Here is a 17,169-nt window from a genome sequence, read left to right as displayed (position 1 = left end):
TGCCTGCACAGGACGGTCAAGATGACCATCCCACAAGAGTTTCCTAATGCACTAAATTAGCTGTGTCAATCCAGTAGGGTGCGTTAGCATTTAGCGTAATGCACCAAACCATGAATACTGGTGCGTTACGCTGTCGCTGTTTCGTAAAAGCAGAATCTTAGGTATGAAAGCGAAAAAATGCAGAGCTTGTCAGATTTTGTAGAATCGGAAAATTACAGCGATCGCTAGTTTGCGAAAATTGAGATTGAGATAATGTAGTTACTTAAGTAGAAATTTGAGCATCAAAGCAAAATGATGGCAATGAATAAATTTATACGCGGTTTTATTACCATCGAAAAATCTCTTCAAGTTCTGGCTTTGCTAGGATTAATATTGTTTTTGGGATATCTAGGTTTTGAGCAATATCGCAGTGATTCTACACCTTCTGTTCCCATAAATTCACCCACAATACAAAAGTAAGAATTATTGCTAGTCATTAGTGATGTGTAGGGTGGGCATTGCTGGCAATTTGCTCAAAAATTTAGCTTCAAGTTGTTGGGTGTGCATCGCCTTATGCTGATTAGAAATAGTGCAAAATCTGAGCCTCTAACTAGCACAGTGACGCACTAGCGAAAACTAAAAGAAACAAGTTTAAAGTCATTAGTTATTAGTTATTAATTTCTTACTTTTCCTCATCCCCCTATACCCTTATACCCCTACACCCCTACACCCTTACACCCCAAAGTAAGCTACAATTCAAGCAGATTAAGCATTTCTTGCCCAACTAATACCCCATGCTGGAGAATCTGCAAACCCGACTATATCAACTAGAACAATTTGCCAACACCCTTGTCTCTCAACAACTAACACACTTGAGTTTGCTGAGTATTGGCATCATTTTTACAGCCGGTTTACTTACTAGCCTGACTCCTTGTATGCTTTCTATGCTGCCCATCACCATCGGTTACATTGGCGGTTATGAAGCTAAAAGCCGTCTGCAAGCAGCTGCTCAATCAACTTGGTTTGCTTTAGGATTAGCCACGACATTGGCAGGTTTAGGTATTATAGCTGCTTTGGTCGGCAAAGTCTACGGTCAAATAGGGCTGGGTTTGCCGATTATTGTGAGTATTATCGCCATTATCATGGGGTTGAATTTACTGGAAGCGTTACCTCTGCAACTCCCCTCTTTTGGTGATACTAATTGGATTTCTTCAGATTTACCGCCTGGGGTGCGTTCCTATGCTATTGGCTTAACTTTTGGTTTAGTCGCTTCCCCCTGTAGCACACCTGTTTTAGCCAGTCTGTTGGGTTGGGTGGCGAATACCCAAGACTTAGTTTTAGGTGCTGTGTTGTTAATTTCCTATACAGCCGGATATGTTGCACCTTTAATTGTAGCAGGTACTTTTACGGCTGCAATTAAAAGATTACTAGAATTGCGTCGCTGGTCTGGTTGGATAAATCCAGTTAGCGGCGCGCTTTTAGTCGGATTTGGCGTATTTTCTCTAATTTCTCGGATTCCCCTTGGCAGTTTGTAAGCAATGACTATAGATAATTCCGTGTCCACCCCTTCCCCTTGGTGGTCAGTACCAGGGCGATTTTTGCGGCGAGAGTTTTTACCTGTACTGACAGATTTACGACTGGCGATCGCTCTATTATTAATCATCGCCCTCTTTAGCATCACTGGTACTGTCATCGAGCAAGGTCAATCACCCGCATTCTATCAAGCTAACTACCCAGAACACCCGGCTTTATTCGGTTTCCTGACTTGGAAAGTGATTCAAGTCGTAGGCTTAGATCATGTTTACCGCACTTGGTGGTTTTTAGCTTTACTGGTTTTATTCGGGACTAGCTTAACTGCTTGTACTTTCACCCGTCAGTTACCAGCCTTAAAAGCAGCCCGTCGCTGGAAATATTACGAAGAACCACGACAATTTCAAAAACTCGCTTTAAGTGCAGAACTAGATACTGGTTCTTTAAATTCTTTAAGCCAAATTTTACAAAACCGTCGTTATAAAATCTTTCAAGAAAAGGATGATATTCTTTACGCCCGTAAAGGGATAATCGGACGCATCGGCCCAATTATTGTTCATATTGGTATTGTCGCCATTTTATTAGGGGCAATTTGGGGAGCAATGACCGGGTTTATTGCCCAAGAAATGATTCCCAGTGGTGAAACTTTTCAAGTTAAAAATATTATTGATGCTGGCCCTTTAGCATCTGCCCAAATCCCCAAAGATTGGTCTGTAAAAGTGAATCGTTTTTGGATTGATTACACTCCTAAAGGTGGCATTGACCAATTTTATTCTGATATGTCAGTCTTGAATAGTCAGGGAGAGGAAGTTGACCACAAAAAGATTTTTGTTAATCAACCTTTGCGTTATCATGGCGTAACTTTCTATCAAACTGATTGGGGAATTTCATCTGTAAGAATTCGGATTAACAAAAGTCCGATTTTTCAGCTACCAATGGCATTATTAAACACCAATGGTAAGGGACGAATTTGGGGGACTTGGATTCCTACCAAACCAGATATGAGTACAGGAGTCTCCCTATTAGCTAAAGACTTGCAGGGGATGGTGTTAATTTACGATGCTGAAGGTAAATTAGTTGATACTGTCCGCGCGGGAATGTCTACCCAAGTTAATGGTGTGACACTGAAAGTTTTAGATGTAGTTGGTAGCACTGGCTTACAAATTAAAGCTGACCCTGGTATTCCCATTGTTTATACAGGGTTTGCTGTGTTAATGTTGGGTACAGTGATGAGTTATTTTTCCCACTCCCAAATTTGGGCATTAAAAACAGGCGATCGCTTGTATATTGGTGGTAAAACTAATCGCGCTCAAGTAGCTTTTGAACAAGAAGTTTTAGAAATTTTAGACAGCTTAAGTTCCCAGTCTACTACAGTATAGGGACTGGGGACTGGGGACTGGGGACTGGGGACTGGGTAAAAAATTCTCCCTCATCTCCCTCATCTCCCACCCTGCGGGTTCGCGTTAGCGTCTCTGAAAGAGAAGCTAAAGCTACATCTCCCTCATCCCCTACCTAATTTACTTAATGTGACGCACTTCTACAAAAGTGTGAACATTACCACGAGGCGCAAAATCTGCTTTCACTGTCACTTCTAAAGGTTCACAAGCAGCGACAAAATCATCGAGAATTTGGTTAGCTGTTTCTTCGTGAGAAATATAGCGATCGCGGTAACTGTTAATATAAAGTTTTAAAGCCTTTAATTCTACAACTCGCTCATCAGGCACGTAGGTAATATGAATTGTCGCAAAATCAGGATAGCCGGAAAATGGACACTTACAAGTAAATTCCGGCAAACTAATATTAATGTCATAACGTCTACCCACACGCGGGTTAGGAAAGGTAATTAATTCTCCTTCCGCAATGTTACGCTCGCCATACTTCATTTCTTGGCTAGACTGAGATACTGTTTCAGGTGAGGAATTACTCATAAGTTACTGCGGTAGCTGTGTTAGCAATATAGAGAAACCAAACATTACTAACTTAACATTCCGCAATCACCACTCAACACTACTCTTTCTCCCAGTCTGGACAATTCCCATCATCCCAGCCATGTGGATGGATACCACAAACTAATAAATTACCACCATACACATGACCATGATAATTCTGACAGCCAATGCAAGCCGGATTTTGTTCGGCTGAGGGTTCAACTGAATAGGGAAAACCCGGATCAGCATCAATTATAATGTCTTCCAGTTCCTCATAAACGTCTAAAAACGGTTCAGTTATCTCCTGTAGATACTGGTCAACTTCAGTTGCAATGGAGTTCTGAACTTCCTCGACAATTTCTTCTGATAACTCAAAAAAAGCATCTACCATTTCACTCATTCCTAGGAAAAGACGCTCTACTTCATCAGCCACGGTTTCGACGATTTCCATTAAATCTTTTTGCCACTGTTCCATAAATTTAACGCCCATACTGACGGTCAACAGGACGCTTAGTGCTACTTGGCTTGAAGCACTAGAGTACACCCTAGGTATTATCTATTATAGATTCTTGTGGATGTGATTCAATACCGTTGCACGGTGCTAACTGCTGATGCAACAGCTAAAAAGTTGCTAATGACTAATCTTTTTGCAATCTCTTTAACTCTTCTTGCAGTTCTAGCACTTGTTCGCGGAGTTGATCCACATTTTCTGTTGATGCTTGTTTGACCGTCGGTTCTTCGTTGTCCTCTAAAATTTCGATGCGACGAGGCTCGGAAGCTGGCGGTTTTTCAGGAGTCTCAGCCGATGTTGGTGCTTGTTGGGCTTGCTTCATCATATCGTCCACAAACCGCCGGGCTTCTTCTGTGGTCATTTCGCCCTTAGCCACCATTTCATCCGCCAGTTTTTGGGCTTGCGATCGCAGTTCAGTTAGTTTTTCCCCGGCCTTCTCACCTGCGTAAGAAGCTAACCCGACACCAAGGTAAAAAGCTTTTTGAACCAAATTTCCAAAACCGGCCATTGCTGGTGATTGCTCCTAACAAATAGGGCGACCCGGAGACTACGCCTACCACAAGCATCCTGTGTTGCTGCTACCTTCCGGTCCTGACAAGGTTTAGGCGTTGCAGTCGCATAGATCCAGGTCTAAACATAATATAACACTAATTTCGGTAATTGTGTATTATTCAACAACAATTTTCCATTCATAAAGTTTGTAGTTGACACAGCCGTTTTTCACCAAGGGGTCATTAGCGACTATGGACTCGGCTTCCTCCATCGAGCCAGCCTCAAACAGCAACATCCCACCGCCATATCTTGCCCAATAACCTGATTTGGCTTGATGACCTTGGGCAATTAACTCTTGAACATAGGCTTTATGAGCAGGTATGTATTGGTCAAAGATGGATTTATCCACTTTCCCCTCCTCAATCTTGACGAACCACGGCATTTTCCTAGCAACCTTGATCACGAATATGTTCTAATATCTGTAAAGATTATCTGCTTTTATCTTGTTGTATTTTGAATTCCTCCAAAAGCCGATTTTTCATTGCGCTGCTACCACCCCAGCATATTCAAGATTACGCCAACGAAATCAAGCAGCACTTTGCTGATAACTATGCTAGTAAGCACGCGCAAAAGTCACCACCACACATTACTTTACAACCGCCCTTTGAATGGGTGAATGATGATTTATCAAGGATGGAAGCATCTTTGTTGGAGTTCGCCCAACAGCAGCAGCCATTATCTATGACTCTCAGTGGGTTTGCCGCCTTTGTGCCTCGCGTCATATATATAAATGTAGTCAGAAGTGCAGAACTGCTGAGTTTGCAATGTGACTTGATGCTGCATCTAGAAGCCAACTTAGAAATTATTGACAAAGTTGGCAAAAACCGCCCGTTTGCGCCGCATCTAACGGTAGCGTTTCGAGATTTAACCAAACAAAACTTTAAAGCTGCATGGCCAGAATTTGAACATCGTCAGCTACACTTTGAGTTTACAGCAGACAAGTTAACGCTGTTGATTCACGACGGTAGACGCTGGAATATTCAATCAGAATTTGCTTTTCTGTCTGGTAAGTAGCTCAAGATCACAGATAGATACCCGACTTATTTGAGAAGTCGGGTATCTGGGTATAACCTTCGCCAGTGTGACAAAAAAGACTAATTTTTTGTTTGTAGTAAGCGGCTCTAGCCCTTATCTTGAGGACTAAAGTCCTCACTACGAGCTAGGGTATGATACCAGTTACGTCAGTCCTCCTAATTTGTCCCATTCGGACGCTGAATAATCGTCTCCACAACCCGTCGCTTGGCTTTCGGATCAATCCCTACCAAGCGCACATACTCACCCCTATACTCTGCTAAACAAGATTCTAAAGTCGAGATGGCATCAGACTCAGCATCGACGTGAATTGTACCGCAGCTTTGCCAAGAACCTGTACGAAAACGGCGATTATCAACGTGTTCAAAGGTAATTTTATGACCTTGAGCCAAGATTTGCCGGATTTGTTCTTGTGTCTCTAGGCTGATATGGGGACTCGCACTCTGGGGTTGATTAACTCCATTCGGTGACGGCTGACTCGTTGCTATTTCGGCAACAGGTGATGCAGGTTGATAACTTCTACCTCGATTCAGACGATTGTATTCATCCACCAATTGAGAAGTTTCGATGCGTTTTTGTTCAGCCACCATGAAGTTAGCAGACTCAATCAAATGAGACAAGGTAAAATCAGGTTTTTTAAATGCTGGTGGCCCTTCTAAACTATTCACCACGCGCAACGAGACATTCTCATAACCCACTTGATGAATGAAGTCGCGGATTTGTTCGTCGTAAATTCGGGAACGTAAAGCACTAAAAAAGTCAATTGATTGATTGGGGAAACTGTCAACTAACTTTTCTACGTCACGTTGTGACAGTCCATCTTCTGCAAAAATTCCACCGACAATTCCCACCTTTTCATCGCGGTGAGGTTCCCAATAAAATTTTTCCATCCGCCCATCTCGAATTAACGGCGCGTAGAGGGTAGAAAAATCATTACCTGTGACAATAATTGGTACACGCCTTAGAGGTGTTGAATCGTAACTTCCCGGTAATTGTACATCTGTGGGATTATCAGCAATATTCATCAGTGTGGCATTCACCAACTGAGTGTTGACAGTATATTGAGTGCCTTCATCAAAGCGACCCGCACCTGCATCTAAATCATTAATCATCAGTACGCACATTTTACCACGTACTTTAATCAGTTCTGCGGTTTCCCGATAGCGCAACCGAATTAATCTTGCTGGATCTCCTGCATCGGGACTTTCCAACTCACCGCCAGAGATGAGTGTAACTTCCACACCCATTTTCTCGAAAGCTAACTCACATTGAAAAGTTTTTCCTTCCCCTTTGCGTCCGTGAATACCCAAAATCAAGGGAACGCGCACACCAGGAAGATTTAAAAAGTTTTTAGTGATGTGAACAGCTAGTTTATCCAAAAATCGCGGAGCAATGTAATAACTCATAAAATTATGATTATTTTCGCTTAGAAAACTATAGTAATTTTTTTGGTAACAATACTAAATTAAATACTCAGTTTATGTGTAATATCATGTCCGGCTAATTACTTATGATAAGTTTTCGATGCTGATATTTTCTTCTTCCCTGTTCCCTGTTCCCTACCCCAACAGATATGATAACTATTCAAACGGACATGATATAATGATTTAATTAGAGATTAAAGCGAGGAAATCTGTTGCATTCACAATTACAATCCCCTCATAACTACCCAAAGGTAACAAATGTTTTTTATCACCTGTAACAATATAACTTGCATTCACTAAAACAGCACATTCTAAAACTATATTATCGTCTGGATCAGTAGTGAGGAAATTTAAGGTATTGGTAATTGTTACTAATCTGAGAAAGCTGAGTATATCCGCTATTGTATCAACTACTTGAGTTTCTGGAAATTTCAACTTTTGTTGTAATTTGTTCGTTAGTTCTTCAAGTATTTCTAGACATATTACACCTTCTATTATGCCCCTACGTGCTAACTCAAGACAACGAAAAGGGTTGCTTCTCCAACCAATGCCGGACAGAAGAACATTTGTATCAAATACGACTATTGGGCGCACTGTCTATCCTCATGCACCAAATCATCTATAAATGATTCACGTTCATCTTCTGACATATTATCCCAATTTAAACCACGTTCAGCACACAAATTGCGTAGTTGTGCCTCAGCATAGTTTATGCGAGACTCTCGCTCATTTTCACTTGACTTAGCTAGTTCTAACAATACTAAGCGTTTACTTTCTGGGGGTAGCTGTTTAACTAATTCGATTACCTGTTGATCACTTAATGACAGATTTGGCATGATCATTACCTCCTCTTATATTTTACACTACTAGGGCGGCTGCTAAAATATGAGACATTGTCAGGTCAATTAATTGAATATCGGTCATAATTATTTGCTGTTTGACAAACTCAGTAAAACTCAAATTCTGCAATTTGAGTTTACCAATACTGTGTTTGATTGCTATTTCCCAAACGCTGACGATACTTAGAGCTTGTTTGAAAAGTCACAAGCATCACTAATAGTGTGTGGCTAAAAAAAGAGAGATAGAAAACTCTACCTCTCTTTGATGGATAAATTATTTAAACCAAATCAGCTTTTAGTATCTGCTGGGTTTGTGAACGATGAAGCTGAGGATTTGGCACTGCTTGATGTTGTCGAAACCTACAACACGGATGTAGTGGGTAGGATATTGAGAACGGCAAGCTTGAACTTCGCCCAATACTTCGCGGGTGCTTTGAGCATTGAACAAAGGCAGCTTCCACATTGTCCAGTAAAATTCGGTGGGTTCAGAGGTTTCGTTGAACTCAATTGCTGGAATGTAGCCTTGATTCAGAATGTACTGAACTTGCTTCTCAATTTGAGCATCGGTGAGGGGGGGTAGGTAAGAAAGGGTTTCGTAGCGACGCTCTTTTGGTAGGGTTTGCATAGCTAATAATAACGGTTTGCTATTGTGTGACGACTTGGAATTTTCCTAACTGGCTAAATTATCCCAGTCAGGATCGGAAAATTGCTGTTGTTCTGACTCAGGACTGGGATGGGATAAACTCACCTGCGTCATGCGTTCTAAATGCTGGCGGCGTTTTTCCATATTGGCTTGCTGAATACCAGTCAAAACCATTTCTGGTAGGAATTCAGCGATTTCTTCAGCTATATGTTCTCTGACTGTCATTATTCGCAATGCTAAGTCAGGCTTTTCGAGAAAAAGTTCTTCGATGTATTTTTCGCCATCCTGGACTTTTCCGGCAGAAAAGTTATGCAGCCAAAGTGCCAACGGTGGATTTGTTTCGCCTAGCTGTGCCAGCACAGTCCTTAGTGCCTGATAAGTCAGGTAGCTTTGGAGTGTTTTGGCTGTATCTTTCGCAATTTGCTTGAGGTTCATGCTTGACCCAGCCCTTCTAAAGGATGAAGTGTATCGTGTTTCAGGATGAAGTAATTTTTATTTAACCTTCATCCTTACACCTTCAGCCTTTATCAGACGGTATCAACAGTCTCAAACTCGAACTTAATTTCTTTCCACAGTTCGCAAGCAGCAGCCAATTCTGGAGACCACTTAGCAGCTTCGCGGATAATATCGTTACCTTCACGAGCTAGGCTACGACCTTCGTTACGAGCTTGGATACAAGCTTCCAGTGCAACACGGTTAGCGGTTGCACCAGGAGCGTTACCCCAGGGGTGTCCGAGTGTACCACCACCGAATTGTAGTACGGAGTCGTCACCGAAGATTTCTACCAGGGCGGGCATGTGCCATACGTGGATACCACCGGAAGCAACTGCCATTACACCAGGCATGGAAGCCCAATCTTGGGTAAAGTAGATACCACGAGATTTGTCTTGCTCAACGTAGTTTTCACGCAACAGGTCAACGAAGCCCATTGTGATGGCGCGATCGCCTTCCAATTTACCTACTACTGTACCGGTGTGGATGTGGTCACCACCAGACATCCGCAGAGCTTTCGCCAATACACGGAAGTGGATACCGTGGTTCTTTTGACGGTCGATTACAGCGTGCATCGCGCGGTGGATGTGCAGCAATAAACCGTTATCACGACACCAACGTGCCAAGGTGGTGTTAGCGGTGAAACCTGCGGTTAGGTAGTCGTGCATGATGATGGGCATGCCGAGTTCTTTAGCGTACTCAGCGCGCTTGAGCATTTCTTCGCAGGTAGGAGCGGTGACGTTCAGGTAGTGACCTTTGATTTCACCTGTTTCTGCTTGAGATTTGTGAATAGCATCAGCCACGAACAAGAAGCGATCGCGCCACCGTTGGAAAGGTGCAGAGTTGATGTTTTCGTCGTCTTTGGTGAAGTCCAAACCACCGCGCAAACATTCGTATACAGCACGACCGTAGTTTTTAGCAGACAGACCCAACTTGGGTTTAATGGTACATCCCAACAGAGGACGACCGTATTTGTTTAATTTGTCACGCTCAACTTGAATACCGTGGGGAGGGCCTTGGAATGTCTTGAGGTAAGCTACAGGAATCCGCAAGTCTTCCAAACGCAGGGCTTTCAAAGCTTTGAAACCGAATACGTTACCTACGATGGAGGTAAACATATTGGTAACAGAACCTTCTTCAAACAGATCCAGGGGATAAGCAACGTAGCAGATAAATTGGTTGTCTTCGCCTGGAACTGGTTCGATGTCGTAGCAACGACCTTTGTAACGATCTAGGTCGGTTAACAAGTCTGTCCACACAGTTGTCCAAGTACCGGTGGAAGACTCAGCCGCTACAGCCGCACCTGCTTCTTCGGGAGGTACTCCAGGCTGGGGTGTAACACGGAATGCCGCCAGAATATCTGTATCTTTTGGTGTGTAATCTGGTGTGTAATAAGTTAATCTGTAATCTTTAACCCCGGCTTGATACCCAGCTTTTGACTGAGTCTTCGTTTGAGCGTAAGACATATCTATCCTTCCAAGATGTCACTCTTTTTATTAATCAAATCACGTTCTGTGCAATTTTTCTCACAACCGCCCTATCTCCCCATCAGCAAGGAGAAAAACAGCAATAACTTTTTTTCGAGTTTTTTTTGGTAGAGGGTGGCGATTTTCTGCTTTTGACACTTAGTCTAAGTTGTTAGCTTCTTTACCAGTGTCTTTCCCATCTAGGATTGCATAACTTAACGCTTTTGCATTATCCCCCATGCCATCATTTAAAAATTCTCTTTTATCTGTTTTTCTCACTCCACTAAATTCCTCTATCCCCTCACTACCTTGGCTTTATGCCGAAAGTGTGATTATATTCCATAATCCCAGTGTAATTAGGGAATTGGTTTTCTTTTCATCAGTTTCCGCCTATACTTTCCTGATATCTTCCTGATTATCCAGAAACATTCAACAGGAGAGAGTTTACTTGGCGGAACACTTATGAGAGTGATCAGGGCCAGATCAAAAGTTGCACACCACGTAATTTGTAGCTTGTCTCACAATATATCAATAAATGGCATAAGTTAATCTTTGAAAGTTCTTAACTTATATATTTAATTTTTTTATTAAATAAATTTTTAAACATTTTGTAAAAAACACTTTACAAAAAAGCATGGTAATTGTAATGAGGACTGAGGCTGTTGATTGGGGACTGGGTACTGGGGATTAGATTTTTCCCCTCCGCTCCCCCTACTCCCTCATCTCCCCTTCTGGCTGTTTAAAAAATCCCAACAGGGGGAAAACTGAAGTTAACCTTTAGCTAATTTAGGCAATAGTTCTAGGTACTGTCTTTAAAGGAAATTTTGCTATGGTATTACTTCGCCAGCGTCTTAACTTACTAATTACTTCTATTTCTATATTGTTGGGCTTAATTGTGATGCCGAGCATTGCAGTCAAAGCCCAAAACCAAGATAGTAATCCGCCATCACCCAAAACTCCTGACATTAAACCATCCGAGTTAACTCCTTCTTATCCTGCATCTGCACCACCACCACGAGTAGACCCTTTACCTGATGAACGGGGGTTGCAAGAGCGAGCGATAGAAACTGATTATCGTGTAAGTAACTTGCTGGGAGATTATGCGGGTAATCTCTGGGTAGGTTCTTGGCGGGGTTTATCGCGGATTGACCCGAAAACAGGTAAAATTTTGGCGCGTGTTAGTCTACCCAATACGGCTATTGGGGCTTTAGCCCAAGATAAAGTAGGGCGTTTGTGGGTGGGAAGTTATGAAGGACTAATTCGGGTAGAACCCCGCACGAATGAAATCACAGCCCAAAATTTATTTTTGCCTTCCAAAAGGGTGTTGTCATTGCTGGTTGACAAGCGGGGCTATTTGTGGGCTGGGACTGATAGTGGTTTAGCTTTAATTAGTCCAGACCAAGGCTTAATTATGACCACACTCAAAAATTTGCCGGGTGTGAGTGCCAATACTATGACTTTAGATGCTGAGGGTCAATTGTGGGTTGGTACTTTGGATGGTATAGTCCGAGTAAATACCGCCAGTGCGTTGATTATGAAACGCATTAACGATTTACCCGGTACGACCGTACAAGCTTTAGCTATTAGTCCAGAAGGGTTAATTTGGGCAGGAATGCCGAATAATTTATTGGTGATTAACCCTAAAACTGGAATAGTATTGCGGTCTGTGACTCGTTTACGTGGCAGGAATGTCACAGCAGTTAGTTTTTCTGAAGATGGTAGTGTTTGGGTAGGGACTAACAATGGTTTGTTACGATTAAATCCAAACACAGGTGCTGTCTTAGATGAAGTAGCTGGGCTTCCTTCCAGTCGAGTGCTAACACTTGTACCCGACCTTGCTAATAAATTATGGGTGGGTACGAGTGAAGGTCTGGCTTGGTTAATGCCTAAAATGGATCGTGCAAAACCTCATCTAGCTTTCAGTCGTGCTGTGAAATGAGGGGCTGGGGACTGGGGACAAATCAATTCAAAATTCAAAATTCAAAATTCAAAATTCAAAATTCAAAATTCAAAATTCAAAATTCAAGAATTTTGAGAAATTAATCTCCTCTACTTCCTCTGCTCCCCTGTTCCCTCTGCTCCCCTACTCCCTACTCCCGATTTAAAAATGGCAGTTACTACCCAGCAATTAATTCAATGGAAACAACAGGGACGCGCAATAGTGGCGTTGACCGCATGGGATTATGCGATCGCTCACATTCTCGATGCGGCTGGTGTAGACTTAATCTTAGTCGGGGACTCGATGGCTGTAGTTTTGGGTTATCAAACCACGCTGCCCATTACCCTAGAAGAAATGCTACACCATGCTAAGGCTGTACGTCGGGGTGTAAAACGTGCCTTAGTTGTGGTAGACCTACCGTTTCTCACCTATCAAGAAAGCATCTCTCAAGCAATACATTCGGCTGGGCGAGTATTAAAGGAAACTGGAGCGCAAGCCGTGAAGTTAGAAGGTGGTTATCCGGCAATGGTGGAAACTGTAGCACGGTTGGTACAGGCGGGTATTCCGGTGATGGGTCATGTGGGTTTAACACCCCAGTCAATTCATCAATTGGGTTTGCGACAACAGGGAAAAACTGAGGAAACAGCCCAAAGAATTTTAAACGAAGCGATCGCCCTCGAACAAGCTGGTGTATTTTCCATTGTCTTAGAGCATATTCCCCCGGATTTGGCAAGTCAGATTACACAAAAACTCAGCATTCCCACCATTGGTATTGGTGCAGGTTCTCACTGTGATGGTCAAGTCTTAGTTACCTCTGATGTACTAGGTCTATCAGAAAAACAGCCACCTTTCGCCAAAGTTTATTCTAATCTGCGAGAAACAATTACCAAAGCTGTACAAGATTACGCTGTAGATGTGCGAGAGCGAAAATTTCCCTAATTTAAGGGTGTAGGGGAGAATAACTAATGACCAATGACCAATGACCAATGACTAATGACTAATGACTAATGACTATTCATGAACCGTACCATCAGGCATGATTGCCCCTTCTAATTCTACATTTGTGAGGATTGCTCCTGTTAAATCTGCCCCTTGCAGATTTGCTTGGCGAAGAATGGCACTATCTAAATTAGCGTAACTCAGGTCTGCACCTTGCAAACTAGCTCCAGTTAAATCCGCCGCTAAATTTCCCCATTGAATTGTTTTACCCAGATTTGCCCGACACAATTTTGCTTTATCTAAGTTGGCGTGATGTAGAGTAGCTGCTCTCAAGTCAGCGTAACTCAAATCTGCCCCAGTCAAAATGGCATATCCCAAATCTGTGCGCTGGTTGGAACTAGGACGCAAATCTGCTTGAAATAGCAAAGAACCAGAGAGATTTGCACCAGTTAAATTTGCCCCACATAAACTAGCTTTAATTAAGTTTACGGATTCCAAACGAGTTTGAATTAACTTTGCACCTGTCAAATCAGCTTCCCTGAGAATGGCATGATATAAGTCTGCCGCACTCAAATCTATTCCCCAAAGAATCGATTCACTCAAGTCGGCTGACTGTAGACAAGCATGGCTGAGGTTAGTTTTTCCCAAGCGCGTCTGACGCAAATCAGCATAACTAAAATCTGCACCTGTCAAGTTGACATTTGTTAATTCAGCTTCTTGTAAATTGACTCGCTGAAAATTCCGTTCTCCAGCAGCATACTGTTTGAGAATATTATCCAAATCCATCATTAAATTCAAAAAGATTAAAAGTTTAAGAACAGAAATTATAGCGGATTACAAACGAATAGAACACAGATTCATCTGCGTTCATCTGCGTTCATCTGCGTTTAATTATTTTCACAAAAATCTACACAAAGCAGAACCAAGAAAATCGTTTTTCCCTATTCCCCATTCCCTAATAACGACTAACGCAACGTTGAAAAGCCGGAAGATGGTTATTTTGAGAAACATGACGGAGTTGGGTGAAAGCATTTCGTAAATCTGCTTCTTGAACAAATTCTAAAAAGCGGTCATACATCTGAACATTGGCTATTTCTGATTCTACTCCCGCTTGACACGCAGTTTGTAGAGTATCGGGTGCTGGGACATTGCCCATAAATGTATCAGGAGGAATGGGCAGCCCGTATTTAGTAAATAGGTGATTCCACAAAGAAACGTGTCTATCTTCAGCGTGAACAATGTTACTAAACGGACGCACTGCACCAAATTTGTTAATTACTGCTGTGTAAAAAGCACGGGCGTAATATTCATCGTTGATAGCATCAATCATTGCCTGTTGGGTTTTGGCATTCAACTCCGTACTTGGATTATAAGCGGTAGTTGGGCTGGTAGTGCTAGTAGTGCTAGAGGCGATCGCCACAGCACACAAACCACTTATTTGATGATGTCTGCGGCGGTTTCTTTGACAATTCATAATTTCTTCCTCATTTTTTAGTCAGAGAAAATTTCATGCTGTATTTTTCTTCAAGAAATTTCTTGGCTGATGTTTCCACTACTCTGTACTTGAATAGGTTTCACTAACGATAATCCCAAGAATTTCAACCCTATCCTTTCAAACCAAGGTACAGCAGTCCCAAAACGCATTTTGGCTAAAAAATACTTCTCAAACGCACTTTTTGCCCAACTTACCCAAGCCCCACTCAAGGCTACAGCCCGCCGACGTTTGCCTGTGACTACATCAGGTAACACCGGGTTAGCAAGAAATAAAATTCCTGTGTTGCCAAAGTCAGCAAAGCAAATAGCATCAAGTGTTGGAGTTACTGGTTGGGCAGAAATTACCCCTAGTTCAATGGCAATATTATGTGCCACTGCCATGCCCATTGCTTCCGTCATCTGTCCAGTTTTTGGTACTCCTAATGGTATAGGTGTTTCCTCTGGCGGTTTTAGCTGTACAACTACACCTACCGCGTAAATTGAAGGATATTCAGGATGTCTGTATGTGGGCAATACGGGAATGAAACCATCCTGATTACCTAATCCTGGCACTTGGCGCACAAAATGCGGCCCTCGGAAGGGTGGTAATAGCATGGAGTAAGCAAAGGGCAATACTCGGCCATTTCCTAAATGAATCTGATTGGCTGCAATTGCCTTAATTTGGGCATTTTCAATAACTTCCACATCTCGTTCTGCCATGATTTTTTTCACCACCTCGGCAGAATTAGCCATACCACCAATACCCAAGTGTCCCGCATAGGGTTCTGGAGTCACAAAAGTAATTGATACCTGTTTTCGTAAACCCTGCTGGCGTAGAACGTAGTCTATTAACAGCGCAAATTCGTAGGCAGGGCCTAGACAACTCGTTTTCGGTAACGCCCCTACTACTATCGGCCCTGGTGCTTGCAGAAATTTCTGCCACGCTTTGAGTGCCATCAAAGCATGATGAGGATTACAAACTGATTGCGTATATCCATCGGGGCCAAGTCCAGGTAACGCATCCAGTGCTAGTTCTCCACCTGTGGCAATAATCAGATAATCGTAGACAATGGTTTGCTCACCACAGCATATCTGTTGTGTATCAGGATTTAATTGATCTACTCGCCCCTGTATCCAGTTAATACCCCTTTGTCTCAATCGGTGTTCCAGACTAATCTGAACAGAGTCCAGAGAAGTTAAACCCAGTGCTACCCAAGGCAATGAAGGAATAAATGTAAAGTTTGGTGACTCTGAAATTACAGTAAGTTGATGTTGCCTTGGAAGAATATGCCGTAATTCATAAGCGGTGGGTAAACCACCCAACCCTGCACCGATGATGACAATGTGAGCCATTGCAGGAAATCTCCAAATATTTGATTGTTTAACTGGTGAAAATAGGGGTGCTTAGGCTAGAGGCTAAGGAAGTGAACAGAAGATTTTTCATAGGGGATTTGGGTGTGCCGTATCATAGATTTATCTCTATTATTATCATTCGTCATTTCTCAGAAGTGATGTATTACTTTTAATTAAGATACTGACTTCAACAGAAAGTCATCAGTTGGTACTCGGTGCTGGTGACTGGGAAAAAGAAATTGTTTGAGTTGAGAAACTCCTTGAGAATTTATATAACTATATAGTAGTATAATAGTTGAAGATTAGTAAAGAGTGAAATAGTTTATGGACGATAGCTTAAGTCTACCCAATCCTTCTATGTCCAGGCGGCAACTGCTTAACTTCTTTACTGGAGCGATGGTTGCTGCTACAGCTAGTGCTGCCTTATATCCAGCGACTAAGTTTTTTATCCCTCCAGCCGAAAGCACTGATGCAGAGGGTAGCATCCTCGCTAAAGACAAAATGGGTCGTCCTATCCCAGCCAGCCAAATTTTAGCGGAAGCACCAGGAACAAGGGCTTTAATTGCTGGGCTGGCTGGTGAGCCTACTTATTTAACTCTGAAAGAGGATGGCACTCTTGATGAGGTGGGTATTGTTAATAACTGTACCCATTTGGGTTGTACTTTTCCTTGGAATTCTGTTGATGAACAGTTCCAATGTCCTTGTCATGGTTCACGCTATGATGCCCAAGGTTCTGTACAACGTGGCCCTGCTAATCGTCCTCTGAAGTTGGTTCATGTTGAGGTTAAGGAGAATTACATTTGGGTTTCGCCTTGGCGTGAGATTGACCCCCGCACTGGTGAAAAGCCTTGGTGGGTTTAAACGCTCCAGGTAGGCAAAGTAAGCGCAAAGAGAAGTCTGAGCGGCGGCTACCCTGCGGGAACGCCTTACGACGAACCGCCGTAGACGCGCAAGCGGCTTGTCGTAGACATCAGAACTTCTCCTAACGGAGACGCTGCGCGTAGCTTGCTTCCCCGTAGGGGTACGGTGGGTACGCGGAGAAGTTTTTACTGATTCCATAGGAAAGAAG

General features: G+C 42.7%; 20 protein-coding genes and 1 other RNA gene. 7 read left to right on the top strand and 14 right to left on the bottom strand.

Features of this window, described 5'->3' with window-relative positions; genetic code table 11:
• Positions 1-300 precede the first annotated feature (300 nt).
• The 3 genes from A3775_RS24015 (at position 301) to A3775_RS04070 (ending at position 2,888) form a co-directional block, all read left to right on the top strand.
• Entirely contained in the window at positions 301-459 is a 159-nt protein-coding gene (locus tag A3775_RS24015; RefSeq protein WP_156481560.1) for a hypothetical protein, read from the top strand.
• Positions 460-773: 314 nt separating this feature from the next.
• The gene (locus A3775_RS04075; RefSeq protein WP_066380878.1) at positions 774-1,514 is read left to right on the top strand and encodes a cytochrome c biogenesis protein CcdA; all 741 of its coding nucleotides are present in this window, start codon (positions 774-776) and stop codon (positions 1,512-1,514) included.
• Between the two features lie 3 nt (positions 1,515-1,517).
• Positions 1,518-2,888: a cytochrome c biogenesis protein gene (locus A3775_RS04070; protein ID WP_066423970.1), complete on the top strand. Its 1,371-nt coding sequence runs from the start codon at positions 1,518-1,520 to the stop codon at positions 2,886-2,888.
• A 138-nt stretch (positions 2,889-3,026) separates the two neighbouring features.
• Here A3775_RS04070 and queF read toward each other — a convergent pair whose 3' ends face one another.
• From queF to A3775_RS04045, 5 genes are all read right to left on the bottom strand, one after another.
• Positions 3,027-3,437, bottom strand: a complete 411-nt coding sequence (queF, locus tag A3775_RS04065; protein ID WP_066423969.1) for a preQ(1) synthase — start codon at positions 3,435-3,437, stop codon at positions 3,027-3,029.
• Between the two features lie 79 nt (positions 3,438-3,516).
• Positions 3,517-3,912: a hypothetical protein gene (locus A3775_RS04060; RefSeq protein WP_066381031.1), complete on the bottom strand. Its 396-nt coding sequence runs from the start codon at positions 3,910-3,912 to the stop codon at positions 3,517-3,519.
• Positions 3,913-4,075: 163 nt separating this feature from the next.
• Positions 4,076-4,456 carry a phasin family protein gene (locus A3775_RS04055; protein ID WP_066380871.1) on the bottom strand — a complete coding sequence of 127 codons (381 nt, stop codon included), beginning with the start codon at positions 4,454-4,456 and terminating at the stop codon, positions 4,076-4,078.
• Positions 4,457-4,482: 26 nt separating this feature from the next.
• Positions 4,483-4,579, bottom strand: an RNA gene (gene ffs / locus A3775_RS04050) — signal recognition particle sRNA small type.
• Positions 4,580-4,615: 36 nt separating this feature from the next.
• Entirely contained in the window at positions 4,616-4,882 is a 267-nt protein-coding gene (locus tag A3775_RS04045; protein ID WP_066381028.1) for a YciI family protein, read from the bottom strand.
• A gap of 71 nt (positions 4,883-4,953) precedes the next feature.
• Here A3775_RS04045 and A3775_RS04040 point away from each other — a divergent pair, with 71 nt between their 5' ends.
• Positions 4,954-5,514: a 2'-5' RNA ligase family protein gene (locus A3775_RS04040; RefSeq protein ID WP_066380866.1), complete on the top strand. Its 561-nt coding sequence runs from the start codon at positions 4,954-4,956 to the stop codon at positions 5,512-5,514.
• A 176-nt stretch (positions 5,515-5,690) separates the two neighbouring features.
• Here the strand turns inward: A3775_RS04040 and A3775_RS04035 are convergent, their stop codons facing one another.
• From A3775_RS04035 to A3775_RS04010, 6 genes are all read right to left on the bottom strand, one after another.
• A complete protein-coding gene (locus A3775_RS04035; protein ID WP_066380864.1) occupies positions 5,691-6,938 on the bottom strand; it encodes a ribulose bisphosphate carboxylase small subunit in 1,248 nt (415 codons plus the stop codon).
• Positions 6,939-7,139: 201 nt separating this feature from the next.
• Complete coding sequence (locus tag A3775_RS04030; protein WP_066423968.1) at positions 7,140-7,550, bottom strand: putative toxin-antitoxin system toxin component, PIN family; 411 nt, start codon at positions 7,548-7,550, stop codon at positions 7,140-7,142.
• Complete coding sequence (locus A3775_RS04025) at positions 7,538-7,792, bottom strand: hypothetical protein (protein WP_066423964.1); 255 nt, start codon at positions 7,790-7,792, stop codon at positions 7,538-7,540. The genes A3775_RS04030 and A3775_RS04025 overlap by 13 nt, the downstream gene beginning before the upstream one ends.
• A gap of 298 nt (positions 7,793-8,090) precedes the next feature.
• Positions 8,091-8,420, bottom strand: coding sequence for a ribulose bisphosphate carboxylase small subunit (locus A3775_RS04020; protein ID WP_066380858.1), 330 nt, complete (start codon positions 8,418-8,420; stop codon positions 8,091-8,093).
• Positions 8,421-8,465: 45 nt separating this feature from the next.
• Positions 8,466-8,873, bottom strand: a complete 408-nt coding sequence (locus A3775_RS04015) for a RuBisCO chaperone RbcX (RefSeq protein WP_066423963.1) — start codon at positions 8,871-8,873, stop codon at positions 8,466-8,468.
• A gap of 92 nt (positions 8,874-8,965) precedes the next feature.
• Positions 8,966-10,396, bottom strand: coding sequence for a form I ribulose bisphosphate carboxylase large subunit (locus A3775_RS04010; protein ID WP_066380850.1), 1,431 nt, complete (start codon positions 10,394-10,396; stop codon positions 8,966-8,968).
• A gap of 829 nt (positions 10,397-11,225) precedes the next feature.
• On the opposite strand from A3775_RS04010, the gene A3775_RS04005 reads away from it, so the two are divergent.
• Both A3775_RS04005 and panB read left to right on the top strand, forming a co-directional pair.
• Entirely contained in the window at positions 11,226-12,335 is a 1,110-nt protein-coding gene (locus A3775_RS04005; protein ID WP_197480085.1) for a two-component regulator propeller domain-containing protein, read from the top strand.
• Positions 12,336-12,503: 168 nt separating this feature from the next.
• Complete coding sequence (panB, locus tag A3775_RS04000) at positions 12,504-13,274, top strand: 3-methyl-2-oxobutanoate hydroxymethyltransferase (protein ID WP_066423961.1); 771 nt, start codon at positions 12,504-12,506, stop codon at positions 13,272-13,274.
• Positions 13,275-13,346: 72 nt separating this feature from the next.
• Here panB and hetL read toward each other — a convergent pair whose 3' ends face one another.
• From hetL to A3775_RS03985, 3 genes are all read right to left on the bottom strand, one after another.
• Positions 13,347-14,060: a heterocyst differentiation pentapeptide repeat protein HetL gene (hetL, locus tag A3775_RS03995; protein ID WP_066380844.1), complete on the bottom strand. Its 714-nt coding sequence runs from the start codon at positions 14,058-14,060 to the stop codon at positions 13,347-13,349.
• A gap of 169 nt (positions 14,061-14,229) precedes the next feature.
• Entirely contained in the window at positions 14,230-14,748 is a 519-nt protein-coding gene (locus tag A3775_RS03990; protein ID WP_066423959.1) for a hypothetical protein, read from the bottom strand.
• Between the two features lie 50 nt (positions 14,749-14,798).
• A complete protein-coding gene (locus A3775_RS03985; RefSeq protein ID WP_066380842.1) occupies positions 14,799-16,100 on the bottom strand; it encodes an NAD(P)/FAD-dependent oxidoreductase in 1,302 nt (433 codons plus the stop codon).
• A gap of 324 nt (positions 16,101-16,424) precedes the next feature.
• Between A3775_RS03985 and petC the strand changes: the two genes are divergently transcribed.
• Positions 16,425-16,961 (top strand): cytochrome b6-f complex iron-sulfur subunit, encoded by a 537-nt coding sequence (gene petC / locus A3775_RS03980; RefSeq protein WP_066380841.1) that lies wholly within the window; start codon positions 16,425-16,427, stop codon positions 16,959-16,961.
• Positions 16,962-17,169: the final 208 nt, after the last annotated feature.

The sequence above is a fragment of the Anabaena sp. 4-3 genome (assembly GCF_001597745.1).
Classification (GTDB): Bacteria; Cyanobacteriota; Cyanobacteriia; order Cyanobacteriales; family Nostocaceae; genus Trichormus.
This window is presented reverse-complemented; position numbering and strand designations above follow the sequence as displayed.

What these genes read in the sequence shown, in the direction of transcription:
- A3775_RS04020 (WP_066380858.1), bottom strand. Translation starts at nt 8,420, where the DNA reads ATGCAAACCCTACCAAAAGAGCGTCGCTACGAAACCCTTTCTTACCTA.
- A3775_RS04075 (WP_066380878.1), top strand. Translation starts at nt 774, where the DNA reads ATGCTGGAGAATCTGCAAACCCGACTATATCAACTAGAACAATTTGCC.
- A3775_RS24015 (WP_156481560.1), top strand. Translation starts at nt 301, where the DNA reads ATGAATAAATTTATACGCGGTTTTATTACCATCGAAAAATCTCTTCAA.
- A3775_RS04055 (WP_066380871.1), bottom strand. Translation starts at nt 4,456, where the DNA reads ATGGCCGGTTTTGGAAATTTGGTTCAAAAAGCTTTTTACCTTGGTGTC.
- A3775_RS04025 (WP_066423964.1), bottom strand. Translation starts at nt 7,792, where the DNA reads ATGCCAAATCTGTCATTAAGTGATCAACAGGTAATCGAATTAGTTAAA.
- A3775_RS04035 (WP_066380864.1), bottom strand. Translation starts at nt 6,938, where the DNA reads ATGAGTTATTACATTGCTCCGCGATTTTTGGATAAACTAGCTGTTCAC.
- A3775_RS04070 (WP_066423970.1), top strand. Translation starts at nt 1,518, where the DNA reads ATGACTATAGATAATTCCGTGTCCACCCCTTCCCCTTGGTGGTCAGTA.
- A3775_RS04015 (WP_066423963.1), bottom strand. Translation starts at nt 8,873, where the DNA reads ATGAACCTCAAGCAAATTGCGAAAGATACAGCCAAAACACTCCAAAGC.
- A3775_RS03990 (WP_066423959.1), bottom strand. Translation starts at nt 14,748, where the DNA reads ATGAATTGTCAAAGAAACCGCCGCAGACATCATCAAATAAGTGGTTTG.
- A3775_RS04045 (WP_066381028.1), bottom strand. Translation starts at nt 4,882, where the DNA reads ATGCCGTGGTTCGTCAAGATTGAGGAGGGGAAAGTGGATAAATCCATC.
- panB (WP_066423961.1), top strand. Translation starts at nt 12,504, where the DNA reads ATGGCAGTTACTACCCAGCAATTAATTCAATGGAAACAACAGGGACGC.
- A3775_RS04010 (WP_066380850.1), bottom strand. Translation starts at nt 10,396, where the DNA reads ATGTCTTACGCTCAAACGAAGACTCAGTCAAAAGCTGGGTATCAAGCC.
- A3775_RS03985 (WP_066380842.1), bottom strand. Translation starts at nt 16,100, where the DNA reads ATGGCTCACATTGTCATCATCGGTGCAGGGTTGGGTGGTTTACCCACC.
- A3775_RS04005 (WP_197480085.1), top strand. Translation starts at nt 11,226, where the DNA reads ATGGTATTACTTCGCCAGCGTCTTAACTTACTAATTACTTCTATTTCT.
- queF (WP_066423969.1), bottom strand. Translation starts at nt 3,437, where the DNA reads ATGAGTAATTCCTCACCTGAAACAGTATCTCAGTCTAGCCAAGAAATG.
- A3775_RS04060 (WP_066381031.1), bottom strand. Translation starts at nt 3,912, where the DNA reads ATGGAACAGTGGCAAAAAGATTTAATGGAAATCGTCGAAACCGTGGCT.
- petC (WP_066380841.1), top strand. Translation starts at nt 16,425, where the DNA reads ATGGACGATAGCTTAAGTCTACCCAATCCTTCTATGTCCAGGCGGCAA.
- hetL (WP_066380844.1), bottom strand. Translation starts at nt 14,060, where the DNA reads ATGGATTTGGATAATATTCTCAAACAGTATGCTGCTGGAGAACGGAAT.